The sequence below is a fragment of the Algicola sagamiensis DSM 14643 genome (assembly GCF_000374485.1).
In the GTDB taxonomy this organism is placed as follows: Bacteria; Pseudomonadota; Gammaproteobacteria; order Enterobacterales; family Alteromonadaceae; genus Algicola; species Algicola sagamiensis.
Map to the genome: position 1 here is coordinate 1 of NZ_KB894517.1, position 17,414 is coordinate 17,414.

The window sequence follows — 17,414 nt, forward strand, 5'->3', positions numbered from 1 at the left end:
ACCGCGCTCTCGAATGAACGTTTGCGCCTGCCGATTGCCGATGCCCTGAAAACCAGCCCAACCCAGTGGCAGGTGGCCGCACTGTTTGATACTGGCCCTGAGTTTCCCGTTCGGGAGGTCGGCGCATATTTATCCGATGGGACGCTATTAGCCCTGTGGAGCCATCCAGAAGATATTTTGTATTGGAATACGGAATACAACCACGCCATCCAAGCCTTTTCGCTGGGATTGGAGGCGCTGCCCCCGGATAGTGTCAATGTGATATCAACAGGCAGTCTCAATCTGTTTTTCGATAGCGAATTTGCTCAGATGGCCGCTGTCCAGATCGGCAATATGAACCGCCACCTCACCGCCTTAATTTCCCAAAACCTCCATTTATAGAGAACCCAAATGGCCTTAAACGACGATATTGTGCGGCTTGCCACCAAAGCCGACACACTCACGCAGACGGTGGAAGATACCATTGTGGATATCAATGGTGCCGTTCAAAACGCACGTACCGAGATGGATAACTTTATCCAGACAGCGCGCAGTGAATATATTCGATTTACCCACTATGTCGCCTTGCCGGAGAAAGTCGTTATTCCGGCTTTAGGCTTATCCGATAACGAAATTGCCCAGTACACCTACGATATGCCCGCGGATTACACGCCCGCGAAAAGCGATGGGACCGTGTGTTTTGCCGATATTGTGGAGTTTGCCAATGGGTTTAACCAAGTGCCGTTGCCTGAGGGCATGCACGCCTACCTGAATCTGTTGGTGAATGTGTCAGGCAGTGTAGCCGCCACCATGCATACCAAGGTGCACATGCTGCGCTTGAATACGGCCCAAGGGGCTTATCACCCGCATGATTCCATTACAGAGCCGTTTTTACTCCTGGGCGAGGATGATAACCCCATGCACGATATTTCTGGCCGGGATTGGGGCGATAAATATCAGGATCGAAACCAAATGAAGATCACGAATTTCTATTGGCGAAACTATCTATCGTGGACCACGCTGCGCGTCTTGAATTTAGGCAAGCGGGACTTGGAGATCTTCGGGGTTGGGGTGGAGGTGCGCCAATGAAAATCATCAAAAACAACGAAATCATTTACTCGGGTCGTCCACTGCGCGCCCATGAGCTGAAGATTTACGGCAGCCCACAAAGTTACACCCTCCAGTATGAACAGTCGGAGGTCTTGCAACTGAGGCGTGCCGCTTATGAGGCTGAGTCAGACCCGCTGTTTATGGAATGGCAGTATGACCAAACGGACGCCAAGAAACAGGCATGGCAAAGCGCTGTGGCTGCCATCAAAGCCCGTTATCCAATCGAAGGAGAATAACCATGGCAGACCAATATTTACATGGGGCGGAGATTGTTGAAGTCGATAGCGGTGTGCGTGCTATTCAAACCGTCAAAACCTCCATTATCGGCTTGGTGGGGACCGCACCAGATGCGGACGATGATGTGTTTCCAACGGATTTTCCGATTGTGGTCAGCCCCAATACCGACCTAACCAAGTTAGGCGAGACAGGCACGTTAGCGCAATCCCTCTCAGGCATTTTCGACCAAATTGGTGCAGTCGTCGTGATGGTGCGGGTGGCAACCGATGACAATGACGCCACCACGATCGCCAATGTCGCTGGCAGTAATGCAAATAACGTGTACACGGGTGTCTATGCACTTTTAGGTGCAGAATCTCAAGTCGGTTTGAAACCGCGTATTCTCATTGCCCCTGGCTTTAGTCACCAACCGACGGTTTTGGCGAACTTGGGCACGATTGCCAATCGAATGCGGGCCATGGCGTATGTGGATGGGCCAAATGAAACCGACGCTAAAGCGATTGAATTGGCGAAATCCGCAGGCAAACGGGTGTATATGTGTGACCCCTGGTTGATGGTGGGCAATCGAATGGAACCGCCCTCGGCACGATTGGCGGGGGTTCGGGCAAGAGTCGATAACGAACTTGGTTTTCATGTGCCGATTTCCAATCAGGTGATCAACGGCATTACAGGCACAAGTCAACCTGTGGATTTCACCTTTGGGGATAAGAACTGCCGTGCCAATATTCTCAATGAGAACCATATCGGCACCATCATCCATCAAGGCGGGTTTCGTGCGTGGGGGACTCGCGTGTGTGGCACGTCGGACCCGAAATGGGCGTTTGAGAATGTGGTGCGTTCATCTGATGTGATGCATGATTCACTTCTGCGCGCCCACCTCTGGGCGGTAGATCGGAATATCAACAAAGCCTATCTCGATGAAGTCCCCGCCGGAGTGAATGCGTATCTGCGCCACTTGGTGAGCATTGGTGCAATATTGGGCGGGACGTGTGAGGCGGATGCATCCCTGAACACGCCTGAGAACATTGCCCAGGGCAAGGTCTTTTTCAATTTCAAATACACCCCAGCGTATTGTGCAGAGCATATTACGTTTCGCTCGCACCTGACCCATGAATTTATTCAGGAGGCCTTATCATGAGCAGTTTTCCTCAAACCTTGTACGGCATGGAATTGTTCGTGGATGGTTTTGCACACGGCGGCACCATTGAAAAAATGCAGCTGCCGAAGCTGAAAATGAAAACGGAAGAATATCGCGGGGGCGGGATGAACGCCCCTGTGGAGGTTGAAATGGGGATGGAGTCCCTGAATTGCCGATTTACTTTAAATTCTTACCGAAAAGAGCTTTTTGCATTATTGGGACTGGTGCCCGGTAATGAAGTCAATGTGACCTGTCGGGGCTACTTCAAAGAAGGTCAGCAGGAAAAGAAAGCGATGGTGGTCTTGCACGGTTCTTGGAAAGAGCTGGACTTTGGGGAGTGGGCGCCAGGAACCAAGCCGCCCTTAGTCATTGAGATGAGTCCCACGTTTTATGCACTGACCCTCGATAATATCCCGGTGATCACGATTGATATCGTCAACGATATCCGCATGATCGGCGGTGTGGATCAGCTTGCAGGGATGCGCGCCGCATTAGGACGATAGCGCAATGAAATATCAGGTCTCACGCCCATTTCAAATCAAGGGCAGGCACTATGCGGTATCTGAAACCATAGAACTGCCCCCATCCGATGCCCAGTTTTTAGCGGCGTCGGGCAACATTCAACCGCAACAAGAAAAGAGAAAGTCCCATGAAAACAAACGAACTCACACTCCAAGATCCGATTGAGCGTCATGGCGAGAGCATTGCAGTGCTCACATTTCGGGTGCCGACGGTGCGCGACCTGGAATTGGTGGATGACATTGAGTCCACATTAAAGCGCACGATCCATATTATGGCGAATGTCTGTCAGTGGACCCCGGATGAAGTGTCGGCATTATCCATTCGTGACTATAAAGCGTTCGAAGCTGCATTATTCGATTTTTTGGAATAAGGGCGAAAGACCTACGCCCCGCCATAGCGACGATGGCGGCAACGTTGCACTTTTCACTCACTGAAATCGAGTCCATGTCCATCCCGAAATTCATGGACTATCTCAACATCACCAACCAAATGAATCGACCGCCTGATGCCTGACCAACAAAAAATCAGCCTCTCTGCCCGTTTGGGGTTGGAGGATAAATTCTCTAAGCCTGCGAAAACGATTGGGGCGAGTGCTGGGAAACTCGCTTCAACATTGGAAGTACACCAATCCAAAATGGAGAAGTTGGGTAAACTCGGTCAGCAGACCAAAGATTTATCACAGCTGGAAATGAAGTTGGGCAGCCTGGGTCAAAGCTTCGATAAAAGCGCTGCAAAAACAGCCAAGGCCGGGCGGGCGTATCACGCGGCAAAGGTCACGCAAAATCAATGGGTTGAATCGGTGACTGCGTCACGCCATGAAGTGAGTCAGCTCAATACGACCATGGGTCAGCAAAAAGAGTTGATTGCTGAACTTCAGAAAAAGAAGACCGGGCATAAAAAAGCCGATAAGGAGATTGTTGAGCGCATCAAAAAGGAGCGGGAGCAGCTCAAGTTACTCAATGAGCAACACCGCAAAGCCAAAAAGGTTTTAGCCGAGCGTAGCGCCCAGGAGAAAAAGGCGGCTGCGGATGTTCGCGACTTGGGGCAGCAGTTTGAAAAAACCAAAGCCCAGTCGGATAAGCTGAAAAACGCGCATCAATCCCATAAACAAAAAGCCAGTGCCCTGCGTCATGAACTACGCCAAGCCGGAGTGGATACAAGGCAGTTGGCGACAGAGCAAAACCGTCTGGCTGCATCTTTGGAGAAAAGCCAGCAACGGATGGCGTCTTTCGCTGCCTATGAGCGCAACATCCGTCAATCACGTCGGAGCTTTGACCGTCGTTTGCAACAAGCAGGCAATTTGGCGCTGATTGGGCAGGGGATGCAAAGCATTGGTCATCGTACTTTAGGGATGGCCCGTTCTCCTTTGGATGAAATGCGCCAAGTGGAAAAAGGTAAAGGCGCCCTGCAATCGTTGGGGATGACAGATACGCAAAGCACCATTGCCGAAGGCCGTCGTATACAAAATCGTTATGCCGGGATGAAAGCTGCGGATATCGTCACTGCGGCTTACGATATCAAATCAGGTATCTCATCATTGACTGATAAAGGTGTTGCGGAGTGGGCCGGATTGGCTGCCATGACTGCCAAAGCCACCAAAGCTGAAGTGGGTCAGATGACCTCTTTATTTGCTGCGGGGTATGGGACGTTTAAAGAGACGTTGTACAAACAGAAAACCGATGATGAATTTGGGGCGGTGTTCTCCGCTGGCCTTGCCAAATCAGTCCAGCAGTTTCGTACCGATGGCGCGAGTATGCAACAAGGCTTTCAATCGATGGGGGCAGGGTTGGCGGTTGCCAACGTGCCTTTAGCGGAGCAATTCACTGCATTGGGGATGCTGCAACGCACCGATGTGGCAGGCTCTTCGGGCACGGTGATGGCAGCGCTGGAGCGCAATGCCGCCAAAGCGCAAACCGCTTACCAAAAGCAAGGCGCTGATGTTCGTATTCTTAACGAACAAGGGAATATCAATTCATTACCGCAACTCCTTGCTGAGTTGCAACAGCATTACGGGCAGCGGTACACCTCAAAAATCGGGGCGGATATTCAAAAGGCGTTTGGCTCAGAAGAAGCGGTGAAGTTCTTCAAGGCATTGTGGGGCCAGCAAGCCGCCTTTCGAGAAAACCAAAGTGCTGTGTCGGATGCCATGAAGCAAGGCAAACAATTCACAGAAAGCATGGCGCGGCTGATGGACCGAAACATGGACGCCAAGCTATCTGTGATGCAACAGCGCTGGGATGGCGTCAAAGAGCGAATTGGTTATGCGCTCATTCCCACCTTAGAAAGGCTGATGCCGAGTATTGAATCATTGACCGGATGGCTTACGCGCACCATTGAGAAAAACCAAGGGCTGACCAGTACCTTATTGCAAGGTGTTGGTGTGGTGGGTTTGGTGGCTTCCGTGGCAGCGCCTGCGGTGATCGCCGTGTCCTCGCTCACCATGGCGATTGCGGCCTTATCCTATATGGCAGACCGCACCAAAGGCAAACTGGCCATGTCTGCTTTGGCGGATGAAATGGACGGGGATGGAAAACGCAGAAAAGGAAAGCGCGGTCGTTTCAAATTCTCCAAAGGCAAAGCGCTGGGCGCCATTGGTACTGTTGCGGGTGTCGCAGCTATTGGTAGTACGCTCTTTGATGGGGAGCTGTCCGGCAAAGAAAAAGCGGCCAATATCGCTGAAGATACAGGCGCCATCGGCGGTGCACTGGCAGGCGGGAAACTCGGTGCGGTGGCAGGGACTGCGGTCATGCCTGGATTGGGCTCAGGCATTGGCGCGTTAATTGGCGGTATTGTTGGGGCGCTCTCCGGTGGTGCCTTAGGTGGTCTGATTGGGGATGCGATCAAAGGCGAGCCTGAACCGACACCCCAGGTCCAAGCCATTAAAAAGGAATTGAATACCACCGCGCAAACGCTGAGCCAACATCAGAAGATAACGCAGCACATCAATGTGAATATCGACAGCCAACCTGTGGTGAATATTGCGAAACAGGACTTTGATAAAGACGCATTGATTGAAGACATTCTTGAGGCAAGTGCCAATCGCCAGCGCTTGCAACTGCGGGAGGCGCTAGCCGATGTCGGATAAATCCGTGATGATGACCCTCGGACAGTTTGAGTTTTCCATTGCCACAGCCGCCTATAAAAGCTTGAAACGCACCACAGAATATCGCTGGGCCGAACAAGCGCGGCTTAGTACGCATCCGATGGTGCAATATGTGGGTCCAGGCAAAGATGAAATCCAATTGGAAGGGGTGATTTACCCCCATTACTGGGGCGGCCTGAAACAAATCGACACGATGCGCCAACAAGCCAACCAGGGCACAGGACTGCTTCTGACTGACGGCTTAGGCACAGTTCATGGCAAATGGGTCATCACCAAAATTGAAGAAAAGCAGGGTGAGTTCTTACGCCAAGGCCAAGCCAGAAAAATCGAATTCTCATTGACCCTTCGTTTTATGGAGCACGCATGATGCACTACACCACCAAAGCAGGCGAGCGCCTGGATACCATTTGCTTTGAAGTCTATGGCTCAAGCCACAAAACGGTTGAGCAAGTGTTAGCGGTCAATGCAGGATTGGCGCAATATGGTCCAATTCTCCCCGCAGGCGTCACCCTGGAACTACCAGAACTATCCAAACCGCACCAAGTCGAAAATCTCATCAGTCTGTGGTCCTAAATGAAACCAACGTTCCAAATCACGGCCAACAACCAGGATATCACCCAAGCCATCAAAGAAAGGCTGCTTCGGTTACGCCTGCTGGACAATACCGGATTGCAAAGTGACTCCCTCGCCATTCATTTGGATAACAAAGACTATGCTATCCAAATCCCACCGACAGGGGCAGAGCTCAAAGTCGCCATCGGCTATGAGGAAACCAGCCTTGTGAATAAAGGGACATTTATCGTTGATGAAGTGGAGCTAACAGGCCCACCGGATACGCTCATTATTCGGGCAAAAGCAGCGGATATGAAACAGCGCTTCAAGTCCCAACAAACCAAGAGTCATCGACAGAAAACGCTTAAAGATATCACGAAGCAAATCGCCACCGACCACGGATTGATTCCAAAAGTATTCAATGAACTAGGTAATATCATCGTTCCAGGCGCAGAGCAAACCCAAGAATCTGATTTGCATTTCCTCACGCGTCTATCCAAGGAATTCGATGCCATCGCAAAACCCGTCAACGGCTACTTGGTTATTGCACCCAAAGGCCAAGCGAAAAGTCAATCCGGTCAGCCCATCGCACAAACCACTATCCACAAAACGGACCTCATCCATTACCGCATGACCCAGGCCGAGCGTGGCAAATACAAAAGCGTCTTGGCCCATTGGGACAATACCCAAACCGGGGAACGGGAGTCCGTGAAAGTCGGGCAGGCCGACCCCATCAAAACGCTGCGTAAGACCTACGCCACACCAACAGAAGCCACACTAGCGGCAACTGCTGAGCTTAAAGCGCTTGAGCGTGGTGAATTGCACGGCAGTTTGACTTTGATTGGTAACCCTAAGCTTGTTGCTGAAGGTGTGTTGAATATTGAGGGCGTGACAGGCTTTGTGGATGGAAAATATGTCGTGAAACGGGTGGAACATGAAATAAACGGAAGTGGGTATCGCTGTCGGGTGGATGTGGAGGTTTTAACAAAATAGTTACTTTTGAGCCTCTCAATCTCTTTTCAATATAAGCCTGTCAAAATCCAAACTTTAAAAAAGTTCCCTCCAATTGAAAAAATATTTTTACCTAACTCCACGTCACATAAGAAAATTCCGATAATAGGCCCAAAAAGACGGTTTCATCCTGTTTAAAAAACAATCGCACTTGCGTATAATCCACGACTTTTGTCGTATTAACCATCGATATAAAGGTCGTTGTCCGTGGGTAAATTTAAGCCGTTTACATCGTGTATGACCCTCATGCTTGGGGTGATCACAATTTTATCTTCCTCTAATGCTGATGCTTCGAGTTCTGAAGCGCTTGATCAGGTGATTGAATCATTGGAGCCAACTCATCATTATGTGGTGGATGATCTTGTGGAAGGGGTTATTCCAGATAGAGTCGGAAGTTCAGAGATCGAACTCAAGGGTACTTATAGCTACGGAGGTATTACAAAAACAACCATACTTGGTCGTCGCCACCTTACTAATGCTAATAATAATGTATCCCTAAAAGCGCTTCCCTTTTATCAAGGTTATTCTTTTCAACTGCATTATAGAAATATTTCCGTTGAAAAGTTTATTAATGGATTTACTTGGGTGTTTTGGCTGGATAGAAGAAATCTAATAAAATGGGAGGACCGAATTAACAAGCCAAAAAGCTATATTTCAGGTTCTGTTGGAAGGACATTTTCGACAGATCTCTCTTTTAAGTCAGGGGAGGTAGGTTCAGATAGAGTTGATGGCGGATTATCCTATACACCTTTCAATAGTCGTAATAACAAGTTTGATCGTTCGAAAAAGATTAGCCATACCACATCAGGTCATGTTGTTGATGGGCTATCTATGGTCGTATTTAGGTATGATGGAGAGTCAATAACACTAAGCATTAACTCGGAAGAGGTTGCGCGTATTCCTTACGATTCTGAAATACCCTTTAATCAAGATCCTTGGAATAAATCAAGCGCTTATTCCATTATATATCACGCTTTCTTACAGAAAATAGTAATGTTTGACAAGCCGCTAGATGTTGAAGAGATAGATTTACTTTACAGAACTTTTAAATTCCCGGAAGAAGTTAAACACCTTAAAAACTTGCCTGACTTAGATGCGCTAGAAGGAACTTACCACCTTTATAATAATATTGATGGTCAGAGTGTAATTTTTCCAGGGATAGACTCGAATATTTTGCAACACGCGAAGGCGTTTTGTGGCACTCTTGAGCCTACAGAAGTTACCTTATCAAAGATCTCGAAAAAATCAAAAGAAGTATTTTTAACAAAAGCGGCAAAAATTAATCGAGAACGACTCGAGCGTTGTTTCAAAAAAGTTGAATCTACTTCGGGGAAGTCTGTAGAAGAGCTCATTTCTTCAGATGCTGATGGTTCTGCGGGTGACGACCATTCTCTCGAAGCCACCCAAGGCCAATTCCGCGTCGATGAAACCGGACAAGCAACTTATTCTATTCCATTTTCACTGCCTGATGGCATTGCAGGGGTGAAACCACAACTCGGTCTGACATATTCATCATCTGGTGGTCCTGGATTAGCGGGTTGGGGATGGAACCTAACCGGATTGAGTAAAATTTCTCGCTGTGGCTCAGACTATGCGCGTGATGGAATGCACCGCGGCGTGATGTTTGATAAGAAAGACAATTTCTGCATGGATGGACAACGATTGGTGGATACAAGGAGAGGTTACTATGAAAAAGAGATCACTGACCATTCCCGTATTTATAAAGGTGGAATTGGAAGCTTTATCGGTTTTCGTGTAGAGACGAAAGCAAAAGAAACGTTCTACTATGGACACTATGACACGCCTTTTGACAATCAAGGTCGTCATAAAATTGTTCCATCATTTGCACTCCGGGGATACTCCGACGCATTTGGGAACTATGTCTCTTTTCAATATGACGTTGCAGGCCCAAAAACAAAGTATGACATCAAAACAATTGAATATGGTGGCAACTATAAGCTAGGGATCGAGCCGAATATAAAAATTACGTTCAACTATACGACGCGTAAAAAACAGTTTGAAGGCTATCGAAATGGTCGCAAATCTTATCTTGGGAAAGTGCTCAAAAGCGTCAAGATTGAAAAAGATGGTGCACCCTATCGCTATTATGACATCGCTTTCAAATCAGGGTATTCAGATAAAAATGTTGTTGATACCGTTCGAGAGTGTATCAACAAGAATTACCAATGCCGCTTACCTGTTAAATTTGACATGACCAACCCAGCAAAAGCGGGTCTTGAGTCCAAAGCGACTCATATCTCAGGTCTTGCCTCCAGTGTCAGTTTTTATGAGTATGATATGAATGGGGATAATAAGCCGGATGGGATTGAGATCCCCCATAATAGCGGTTTTGCTCATTTTTATGACAGTAAAAAAGGTTATGCTCGCTCTCGGATGACCTGGATAAAAGATCCAAGTTCAGTGCAGTTCTTTGATGCAAACCTCGACGGCAATATGGACATGCTGTTCATCGGCAGTGGCAATAAGTGGTACCTATCGCAGTATCGGCCAAGAGTGGAGAGTAAACAACATTGCACCCCTTCAGATCCATGGACGAAGGGCGGTTGCTATACAAGCAGTATTCAGTATGCATTTAAGGATGAGGAACAGCCCCTTGGTGTGGATGGCAATATGAAGCCTGATCGTATGTCCATTGCTGATATTGATGGTGATGGTGATATGGATTTTGTTTTTATCGAGGGCAATCACAGGGTCGTCGCCAGTAAAAACGACAATGGTCAGTTATCCCGTTATAAAACGACCTTGGTTGAGAATATTCCAAATGTCACAAAGATACTCAAAATCGTCTCGACATCTGCGGATTTTAATGGCGATGGGATCACAGATATTGCATTACGAGTTGAAAAAAGACACCCGATCCAGTCAGATAAATGGACGAAGGAGAAATCGGGCCGTATCGTGACTGAAGCTGGCAATAAAGAGAAGCATCAACCGGTATTTTTGATGGGTAAAGGGCGAGGGGAATACTATGTTGCGAATTTAGGTGGTATTTCTCATCAGGATGTCCTTTCTATTCATGATATCAACAGTGATGGTTTATCGGATGTCGTGATCATGCGCGATAATCGCTCGATCAGCTACCATCTCAGTACAGGACAAATTTTTTACTCGAAGCCATTTACACACCGATATACGCTGGCTGAAGTGCCTTCTTCACAGAAAATTAAGCGCTTTTTGATCAACGACTTTGATAAGGATGGCCGTAAGGAGTTGATCCTCAGTGTCAAATGGGAGACGAAAAAGCAAGCAGGCTCTCCAAGAGAGGGGTATTACACCCAAACCCGACATTACGATGCGGTCATTCATTCAGAAATACAGCGACATGCGACTGAGTCTGATTTATTTCAGATGAAAAATAAAAAACAAATTTACCACCGTGAAGGAAAGGACAACTCCTACATGACATTCCAGGTGGTGGATATGAACAATGATGGCCATGCGGAATTAGCCTTGAATGATTTCTACCGAAATCAACGGTATCGTTTTGAAAATGTGGGCAAAGGTGATTTACAGCCGCGTTTGTCTGCTATTACAACGGGTTATTCTCGTACCCAGGGTGCAAACCTGAAGACGAACATTCAGTATAAGTCGATGACCGATAGCGCTGTGTATCGAAGAAAAGTGGTTTTCCGTGATGTGGATGGTCAATATCGGGTGGACCCAGACCTGTATAGCCCATTTTTGAATACATATCTTGTTTCATCGGTGTCCTCTTCAACTTATGACATGGTGAAAGCACGCGATGTGAAAGATACGGTCACCTACAATTACGAGGGACTCCAGATCCATCGTCGAGGCTATGGCAACCTTGGTTTTTCAAAGATCACTTCGACAAACCTCAATAAGAATTTGAGTACAACCACGGAATATTCGCAATCCCCATTATCGAAAGGGATGCCGATCCGAACCGTACAAAAACAAGGCGGTTTGATCACAAAGAAGAGTATCAATCAGTATGAAGTGAAGACGTTTGAGAAAAATGGTCACCTTCAGAAGATCCCAGTTCATCAGGTTTATCTCAAATGGTCAGAAGATGAAACATATTCAATTGGCTCGGGTGGTTTCTATCAGTTCAAGGGCAGACGTATCTTTGAAACCATGCAAGATGAATATGGGAATGTGATCAAAACAGCGGAGACAATCAAAGATCAACACCGGAAAACCATCTTAAAATCGCAAACGGCGCATACCTATGGCACGTCTGTTCAAGACAAGCGTTATGGGCGTCTCTCAAATACGACGGTTTATAAACGTCAGTCAAGCCATACGGTTGCTGGTGTTGAACAGCCAGACACATCTGTTTGGCGCAAGACGGCGTATACGTATTACACCACGGGCGATAAAAAAGGGATGTTGAAGTCAGAAACCCGCGAACCAGAAAAGCCACAAGAAGAAGTTGTGACTTTTGATTACGATGCATTTGGCAACGAGGTTCAGAAGACGGTCAAAAATGGTGAAAGAGAAACCACCACACGCGCTGAATATAGTCACAATGGTCGTTACTTATCGTCTACACAGGATAGCCAAGGGCATCAAACCTATTATTTCTATAATGGTCGCTCAGCAGATGATGTGGAAGGGCCGATTTATAATCAATCTACGGTCTCACCCGCAAAACTCGTGACGACCACTTACTTCAGTAACTACGGTTTGGCAATCCGAACGGTTTTACCTGATGGTACTGAAACACGAACCACGAAAAAGTATTGTCAAACGGATTGTCATCGTGCATTGATCAAAGTCACCGACTCTCAATCGGGCAGTGGTGATGTCGTCACATATATTGATAAATATGGCCGAACGGTCAAGTCACAACGTGTGTTATTAGATGATCAAGTGGCAACGACCGTCACGAAATATGACGCTGATGACCAGATCATTTACCAATACGAACCTTCCTATGCGGGTGAGCCAAGTGCCTGGATGCAATATGCCTATGACGCGCAAGGCCGGGTTATCAAATCAAAACACAGTAGTGGTGTCACCAAAACCTATGGATATTATGGATATGTCACTGAAGGTACGACGTATGGTCAAACGAAAGCTGAACATACCTATATTCAAAGTGTGAAAAGCGCACTGGGTTATACCATTGCAACATTTGCCCCTACGCTTTCCCCGAAAAACGGGGCATTGGGTTCGGTAGGGACACGTTCTCGGGTCACGAATACCTTTGGTGTGAACGGTCAACTCCTCAACACAACCACTTTTGCTCAGAATGCACAAGGGGTTATGAAATCTTCCACCGTTGCAGTCACCTATGATCATGCTGGCCGCAAGTTAACAACGATTGATCCAGAGAAAGGCACATGGGCCTTTACCTACGATGCTGCTGGCATGTTGAAAACACAAACGGATGGGAACGGGAATACCACCACGTTAACGTATGACGACTATGGCCGCGTGATCCAGTCTGCGATCTTGAACTGGCAAAATAAGGTCATTCTGACATGTAAGCGTTATGAAGATACGTTAACTCCTTGGGTTGGCTCGGTGATCGAGGAGTCGATAAGCGAAGTTGAACAGGGGGCTTCATGTACTGATATTCAAAAGTCAGATGCATTTGAGCATGTGCGTCATACCTATGATCACTTAGGCCGTCTCACACAGTCAGTCACAACGCTCGATAAAACTAATCAATTGATCACCGGCTTGACTTACGATGCGTTTGGCCGTGTCGCTGAGCAAATATATCCGAATCAATTCAAAACACGAAATGAATATGATGCGAATGGCCATTTAAAGGCAATATACAACGCTGACACCAATGTCATGTATCAACGTATTGATGAAATGGATGCATTGGGCCGTGTGACCAAAGAAAGTGTTTTGGGCGGTGTGACACGCACGAAAGGTTTTGATGCACACCGCGGCTGGGTGAAGCATATCGGTGTTCGCTCTCATGCGAATGGGGATATTTATCAGGTCAGTTATGGTCACTATGAGAATGGCAGTACACGAACACGTGAAAGCCATTACTACAATAACTCCGGTGCAACCGAGAATACCGCGCCGATTTTATCCGTTAAGGAATCATTCACCTTTGATAAACGATTCGATCGTTTGACAAAGCGCCAGTTGAGTTTTGAAACAGATACATTGAATTTCAGTGAGAAGCTGGCTCAAACACACACTTACCAATACGATGGATTTGGCAATATCACCTTTAAGACGGGGGTGGGTGAGTACTTATACGATGCGGATAAACCTCACCGCTTAGGGGTGATCCGCAATGAACAAGACCCAACAAAGCTGAAGAAGTTTTACTATGACGCCTCAGGTAACGTGAGCTGGCAGTCCGGTGAAGGCGAGAAGCACTTCTACTACACCACACGGCATAAAATCAGAAACCTGATCGCAAATGGTGTGAATTCAACCTTCCGATATGGTTTAGAAAACAGCCGGTATTATCGACGTGATCTCTTCAGTACACACTCGGGTATTTATGGCAGTCGAACAACGTACTACCTAGGTAAATCATACGAGAAAGTCAGCACCAGTGGACTCAAAGATAAAGATGGAAAAGCACTGCCAGATACGAGTTGGGAAACCTACTATGTTGGCTCGGTAGCGATTAAACGTTTTACGGATGGGCGTGAGGTATCTCGCGTGATGCATCAGGATGCACTTGGTTCCACGGTTGCTGTGACAGACGAAGACGGGATCGTTGTTTCTCAAAGCTTGTTTGACCCATTTGGTAAGCGCCAAGACGTGTTTATTTCACTTTCTGATTTCGATATGCATCAGGCAATGGAAGAAAACCGAGGCTTTACCGGGCATGAAGAGATCCAGGATACGGGTATTATTCATATGAACGGGCGGATCTACGATGCTGATATTGGTCGTTTCATGCAGGCCGATCCATTTATTCAAGCGCCAAAGAATGTGCAGTCGTTCAACCGTTATGCTTATGCACTGAATAACCCATTGAAGTTTACCGATCCAAGTGGCTACTTCTTTAAAAAGATATTTAAGAAATTAAATAAGGCGCTCGGTAAGTTTGCCCCGTTTGTTGGACTCGCATTGATGCTGATCCCAGGCGTCGGCGCATGGGCTGCGGCCACTTGGTATAATGCAGCAGCGTTGGGCTTTATTTCTGGGGGGATCGCTTCTGGTTCGTTAAAAGGGGCGCTCGTGGGTGCGGTCTCAGGAGCTGCATTCCAACAAATTGGCTCCGGATTTAGGTCAAAATACGGTAGCTTTGCATCCGCCTCAACAGGTGGGCAAGCTGCTTGGGTCGGCTCTCATGCACTGACAGGCGGTGTTGCCGCGAAACTCAATGGCGGTAAGTTTGCCCATGGCTTCCTATCCGCAGGGATCACAAAAGCGATTAATGTAAACAGCTTATTTCCTGGGGTTGAGTCGGGCATGGACTCCCTGCGAACCCTGTCCGCAGCTGTGATTGGGGGGACCGTTTCAGCCCTGACGGGTGGTAAGTTTGCCAATGGGGCGATCACCGCAGGTCTGGGACAGGCAGTGAATGGGAACTCCTTCTGGGCCCAAGCGCGTGAGCTAGGACAGTTTGCCCTAGAGATGCTTCCTGGAGCCGACCTTGTTGGCTGTATGACCACCAATGAATGTAGTATGATTGAATGGACACTGGCAGTTGGTGAGGTAGCAGCGACCATCGCCGGTGGCGGTGTCATTGTTGTTGCCTATAAGGCGTTTAAGGCAGGGAAGAAGGCTTGGCGGGCATTTAGAGGTGCCTCAAAAGGGAGTAATAGGGGATCTGGGAGTCTAAGAGGAAGGTTTTCATCTAAGTCAAATGGTAATGGAGGTGAACTTGTTACATCTGATGGCAACATAGTTCAAAGCCAAGTATCTAGCGAAGTTCAAAGTGCACTATATAAAAATAAGAAAATAGATATATTGAGTGGTGTACATGGTTTTCCAAACGGTAAAATGACAAAAGAAATGCAGTTTTATATAGACGATGTTACTAAGTACGGAGACTTACCAGGCGTGACCGTTCACAATATTAATGAAATGACAAAAAATCAAATACAAAATGTCATGAAAGGTGACAGCACAGTCATTGGGGCGTTTTGTAATAGTGGTAAATGCCTTAAAGCATTGGAGTAACAAACTATGGCATATTTTTCTGATTTATCAGAGTACTCATACATAGCTCAAGTCTGCGACAGCCAATCTATAAACATCGGTTGGTTGGATAGAGAGCATGATTTTCCAAAAGAGGAACCAAAAGAGGAAATCCTTGGTTTATTATGGGAGTTTTGTCTATTCTCGGTTGTCCAGACAAGAGGCCTGCATGAATGTGAGCTTTGTGCTTCTCCAACTATTATCGTTGAAGGGCGTGATAATGTGAATCTTTCTCTTGGTAGTGCAGAAATCAGGGTTTTTGGCGAGAATGGTGAGATATATTCAGCTCCAAATATGATCTACCATTATGTAAAAGAGCATAATTACAAGTTGCCAGATACATTTGTTGATGCATTGAACTGTTCTCCAAGACCACCAAGTGCAGAGTACTTAAAGAAGTTAAAAAACATAGAACTTAGATGTACTGAGACATTGAGAGCATCTGATGAAGAACCTGCTTTTTTCTCTTTTAAAGACTAATTATGTTAGATGCAGTTCGAAACCCTAAAAAAATTGTGGAGCAAGCCCGTGGAGCCGTTAAGTACCAAGGAAAGAAAGCCACTGTCATATTGAGTAGTGAAGGAAGAGTAATAACAACTTACGGGAAGTCTAGGGGAACACAAATTTGGCAACAAGGGACATCTAGAGTATCAGGTAGTGGTTCTACGCAGAGTAAAGCCAACGAATTAGGCTTCAGTTATAACCCCAGATCGATAAGGTAATTATAATGCAGTTCAAAATAAATCTACCAGATATTAAACTGTTAAGTAAATTAATCCTAAACGATTCTTTGGCAAAGAAGTTAGCCCAAACTGAAAAGTCTGGGGAGTTTATAGCAAAAGGGATATTTCCGACAGGGAAATATTTAATCGATTTGTCGGAAGAAGAGATTGATCTTGTTGTTGATTATTTATCGGATCATTTTATGGCTTATGGGTTGGATAATGATGGAGAACCAAATTCATTGGGTATCCAACTTGAAGCGCTAATCGATATTTTTAATAGAGGGGCGACTCACTCCAACTAAAAACTATAATTAGTACAACATAAGCGGTTATTAGCTATTGGAACTTTAAAAGATCCCTTAAAAAGCTTTATTTTTCCGCCTGAGTTGGAGGGAGTATTAAAAATAACCAACTTAAATAATCGAGGTATGCAAGCATATGCAGCTGTTTGCTTATCTACATATTGTAAGCATTATAATATTAAACATGAATCTATAAATCAGTTGATTAATCATCTGTTTTCCATTCTCATCTCTGATGACATATCTTGTTGGGAACAATTGGGAGCATCTTTAGACTTAACAGGTAGAGGAGATCCTCTACCTGATGATGTTGATTATGAAATACCTGTTCATTTAAAAGACGAATTCGTTTCTTTGCTAGATACATGTGTAGAAGTTGGGGAGCTATAGTCAAATCTGGTGTATGACATGATCATGCAGCATCCTGTTGATCATCCGACGTTACTTTTTCTCCATCCTTGAATTCGATCCCTGCAATGACATCCGCTAGAAGGCGGTAGCCTCTCAATCGACGCCATTTATTTTGTGCGGTTACCAGCAGCTTATAAGCCATCGCCAGTGTCGTTTTTCGACTGCCACAATGCTTACTTTTCGTGGTTCTTAAACGAACCGTC

At 46.5% G+C, this 17,414-nt stretch carries 13 protein-coding genes and 1 pseudogene; 13 read left to right on the forward strand and 1 reads right to left on the reverse strand.

The annotated features are described in order from the left end of the window. From C505_RS24625 to C505_RS23240, 13 genes are all read left to right on the forward strand, one after another. A partial coding sequence (locus tag C505_RS24625; RefSeq protein WP_018694496.1) for a phage tail protein occupies window positions 1-381 on the forward strand: 381 nt, incomplete at its 5' end. Window positions 382-390: 9 nt separating this feature from the next. After that, window positions 391-1,068 (forward strand): hypothetical protein, encoded by a 678-nt coding sequence (locus C505_RS0120410; protein ID WP_018694497.1) that lies wholly within the window; start codon window positions 391-393, stop codon window positions 1,066-1,068. After that, complete coding sequence (locus tag C505_RS23225; RefSeq protein ID WP_018694498.1) at window positions 1,065-1,325, forward strand: hypothetical protein; 261 nt, start codon at window positions 1,065-1,067, stop codon at window positions 1,323-1,325. The genes C505_RS0120410 and C505_RS23225 overlap by 4 nt, the downstream gene beginning before the upstream one ends. 2 nt (window positions 1,326-1,327) lie before the next feature. Then, a complete protein-coding gene (locus tag C505_RS0120420) occupies window positions 1,328-2,464 on the forward strand; it encodes a phage tail sheath C-terminal domain-containing protein (RefSeq protein WP_018694499.1) in 1,137 nt (378 codons plus the stop codon). After that, a complete protein-coding gene (locus C505_RS0120425) occupies window positions 2,461-2,967 on the forward strand; it encodes a phage major tail tube protein (protein ID WP_018694500.1) in 507 nt (168 codons plus the stop codon). Before C505_RS0120420 ends, C505_RS0120425 begins: the two co-directional genes overlap by 4 nt. Window positions 2,968-3,113: 146 nt before the next feature. Then, the gene (locus C505_RS0120430) at window positions 3,114-3,356 is read left to right on the forward strand and encodes a phage tail assembly protein (protein WP_018692271.1); all 243 of its coding nucleotides are present in this window, start codon (window positions 3,114-3,116) and stop codon (window positions 3,354-3,356) included. 135 nt (window positions 3,357-3,491) lie between these two features. Continuing rightward, complete coding sequence (locus C505_RS0120440; protein ID WP_018694502.1) at window positions 3,492-6,071, forward strand: phage tail tape measure protein; 2,580 nt, start codon at window positions 3,492-3,494, stop codon at window positions 6,069-6,071. Next, complete coding sequence (locus C505_RS0120445) at window positions 6,061-6,456, forward strand: phage tail protein (RefSeq protein ID WP_018694503.1); 396 nt, start codon at window positions 6,061-6,063, stop codon at window positions 6,454-6,456. Before C505_RS0120440 ends, C505_RS0120445 begins: the two co-directional genes overlap by 11 nt. Further along, window positions 6,453-6,662: a tail protein X gene (locus C505_RS0120450; protein WP_245556390.1), complete on the forward strand. Its 210-nt coding sequence runs from the start codon at window positions 6,453-6,455 to the stop codon at window positions 6,660-6,662. Before C505_RS0120445 ends, C505_RS0120450 begins: the two co-directional genes overlap by 4 nt. Further along, on the forward strand, window positions 6,663-7,634 hold the full coding sequence (locus tag C505_RS0120455) for a contractile injection system protein, VgrG/Pvc8 family (RefSeq protein ID WP_018694505.1): 972 nt from the start codon (window positions 6,663-6,665) through the stop codon (window positions 7,632-7,634). A 225-nt stretch (window positions 7,635-7,859) separates the two neighbouring features. Then, entirely contained in the window at window positions 7,860-15,755 is a 7,896-nt protein-coding gene (locus C505_RS0120460) for an FG-GAP-like repeat-containing protein (protein WP_157369254.1), read from the forward strand. A 6-nt stretch (window positions 15,756-15,761) separates the two neighbouring features. Next, window positions 15,762-16,253 (forward strand): DUF7919 family protein, encoded by a 492-nt coding sequence (locus C505_RS23970; protein ID WP_018694507.1) that lies wholly within the window; start codon window positions 15,762-15,764, stop codon window positions 16,251-16,253. Between the two features lie 247 nt (window positions 16,254-16,500). Further along, window positions 16,501-16,800 (forward strand): hypothetical protein, encoded by a 300-nt coding sequence (locus C505_RS23240; RefSeq protein WP_018694509.1) that lies wholly within the window; start codon window positions 16,501-16,503, stop codon window positions 16,798-16,800. 412 nt (window positions 16,801-17,212) lie between these two features. On the opposite strand, the pseudogene C505_RS24630 reads toward C505_RS23240, so the two are convergent. Then, window positions 17,213-17,414, reverse strand: a pseudogene (locus C505_RS24630) (IS256 family transposase); the annotation flags it as partial.

Coding starts and splice junctions, on each gene's coding strand:
- C505_RS0120410 (WP_018694497.1), top strand. CDS start 391: ATGGCCTTAAACGACGATATTGTGCGGCTTGCCACCAAAGCCGACACA.
- C505_RS23225 (WP_018694498.1), top strand. CDS start 1,065: ATGAAAATCATCAAAAACAACGAAATCATTTACTCGGGTCGTCCACTG.
- C505_RS0120420 (WP_018694499.1), top strand. CDS start 1,328: ATGGCAGACCAATATTTACATGGGGCGGAGATTGTTGAAGTCGATAGC.
- C505_RS0120425 (WP_018694500.1), top strand. CDS start 2,461: ATGAGCAGTTTTCCTCAAACCTTGTACGGCATGGAATTGTTCGTGGAT.
- C505_RS0120430 (WP_018692271.1), top strand. CDS start 3,114: ATGAAAACAAACGAACTCACACTCCAAGATCCGATTGAGCGTCATGGC.
- C505_RS0120440 (WP_018694502.1), top strand. CDS start 3,492: ATGCCTGACCAACAAAAAATCAGCCTCTCTGCCCGTTTGGGGTTGGAG.
- C505_RS0120445 (WP_018694503.1), top strand. CDS start 6,061: ATGTCGGATAAATCCGTGATGATGACCCTCGGACAGTTTGAGTTTTCC.
- C505_RS0120450 (WP_245556390.1), top strand. CDS start 6,453: ATGATGCACTACACCACCAAAGCAGGCGAGCGCCTGGATACCATTTGC.
- C505_RS0120455 (WP_018694505.1), top strand. CDS start 6,663: ATGAAACCAACGTTCCAAATCACGGCCAACAACCAGGATATCACCCAA.
- C505_RS23970 (WP_018694507.1), top strand. CDS start 15,762: ATGGCATATTTTTCTGATTTATCAGAGTACTCATACATAGCTCAAGTC.
- C505_RS23240 (WP_018694509.1), top strand. CDS start 16,501: ATGCAGTTCAAAATAAATCTACCAGATATTAAACTGTTAAGTAAATTA.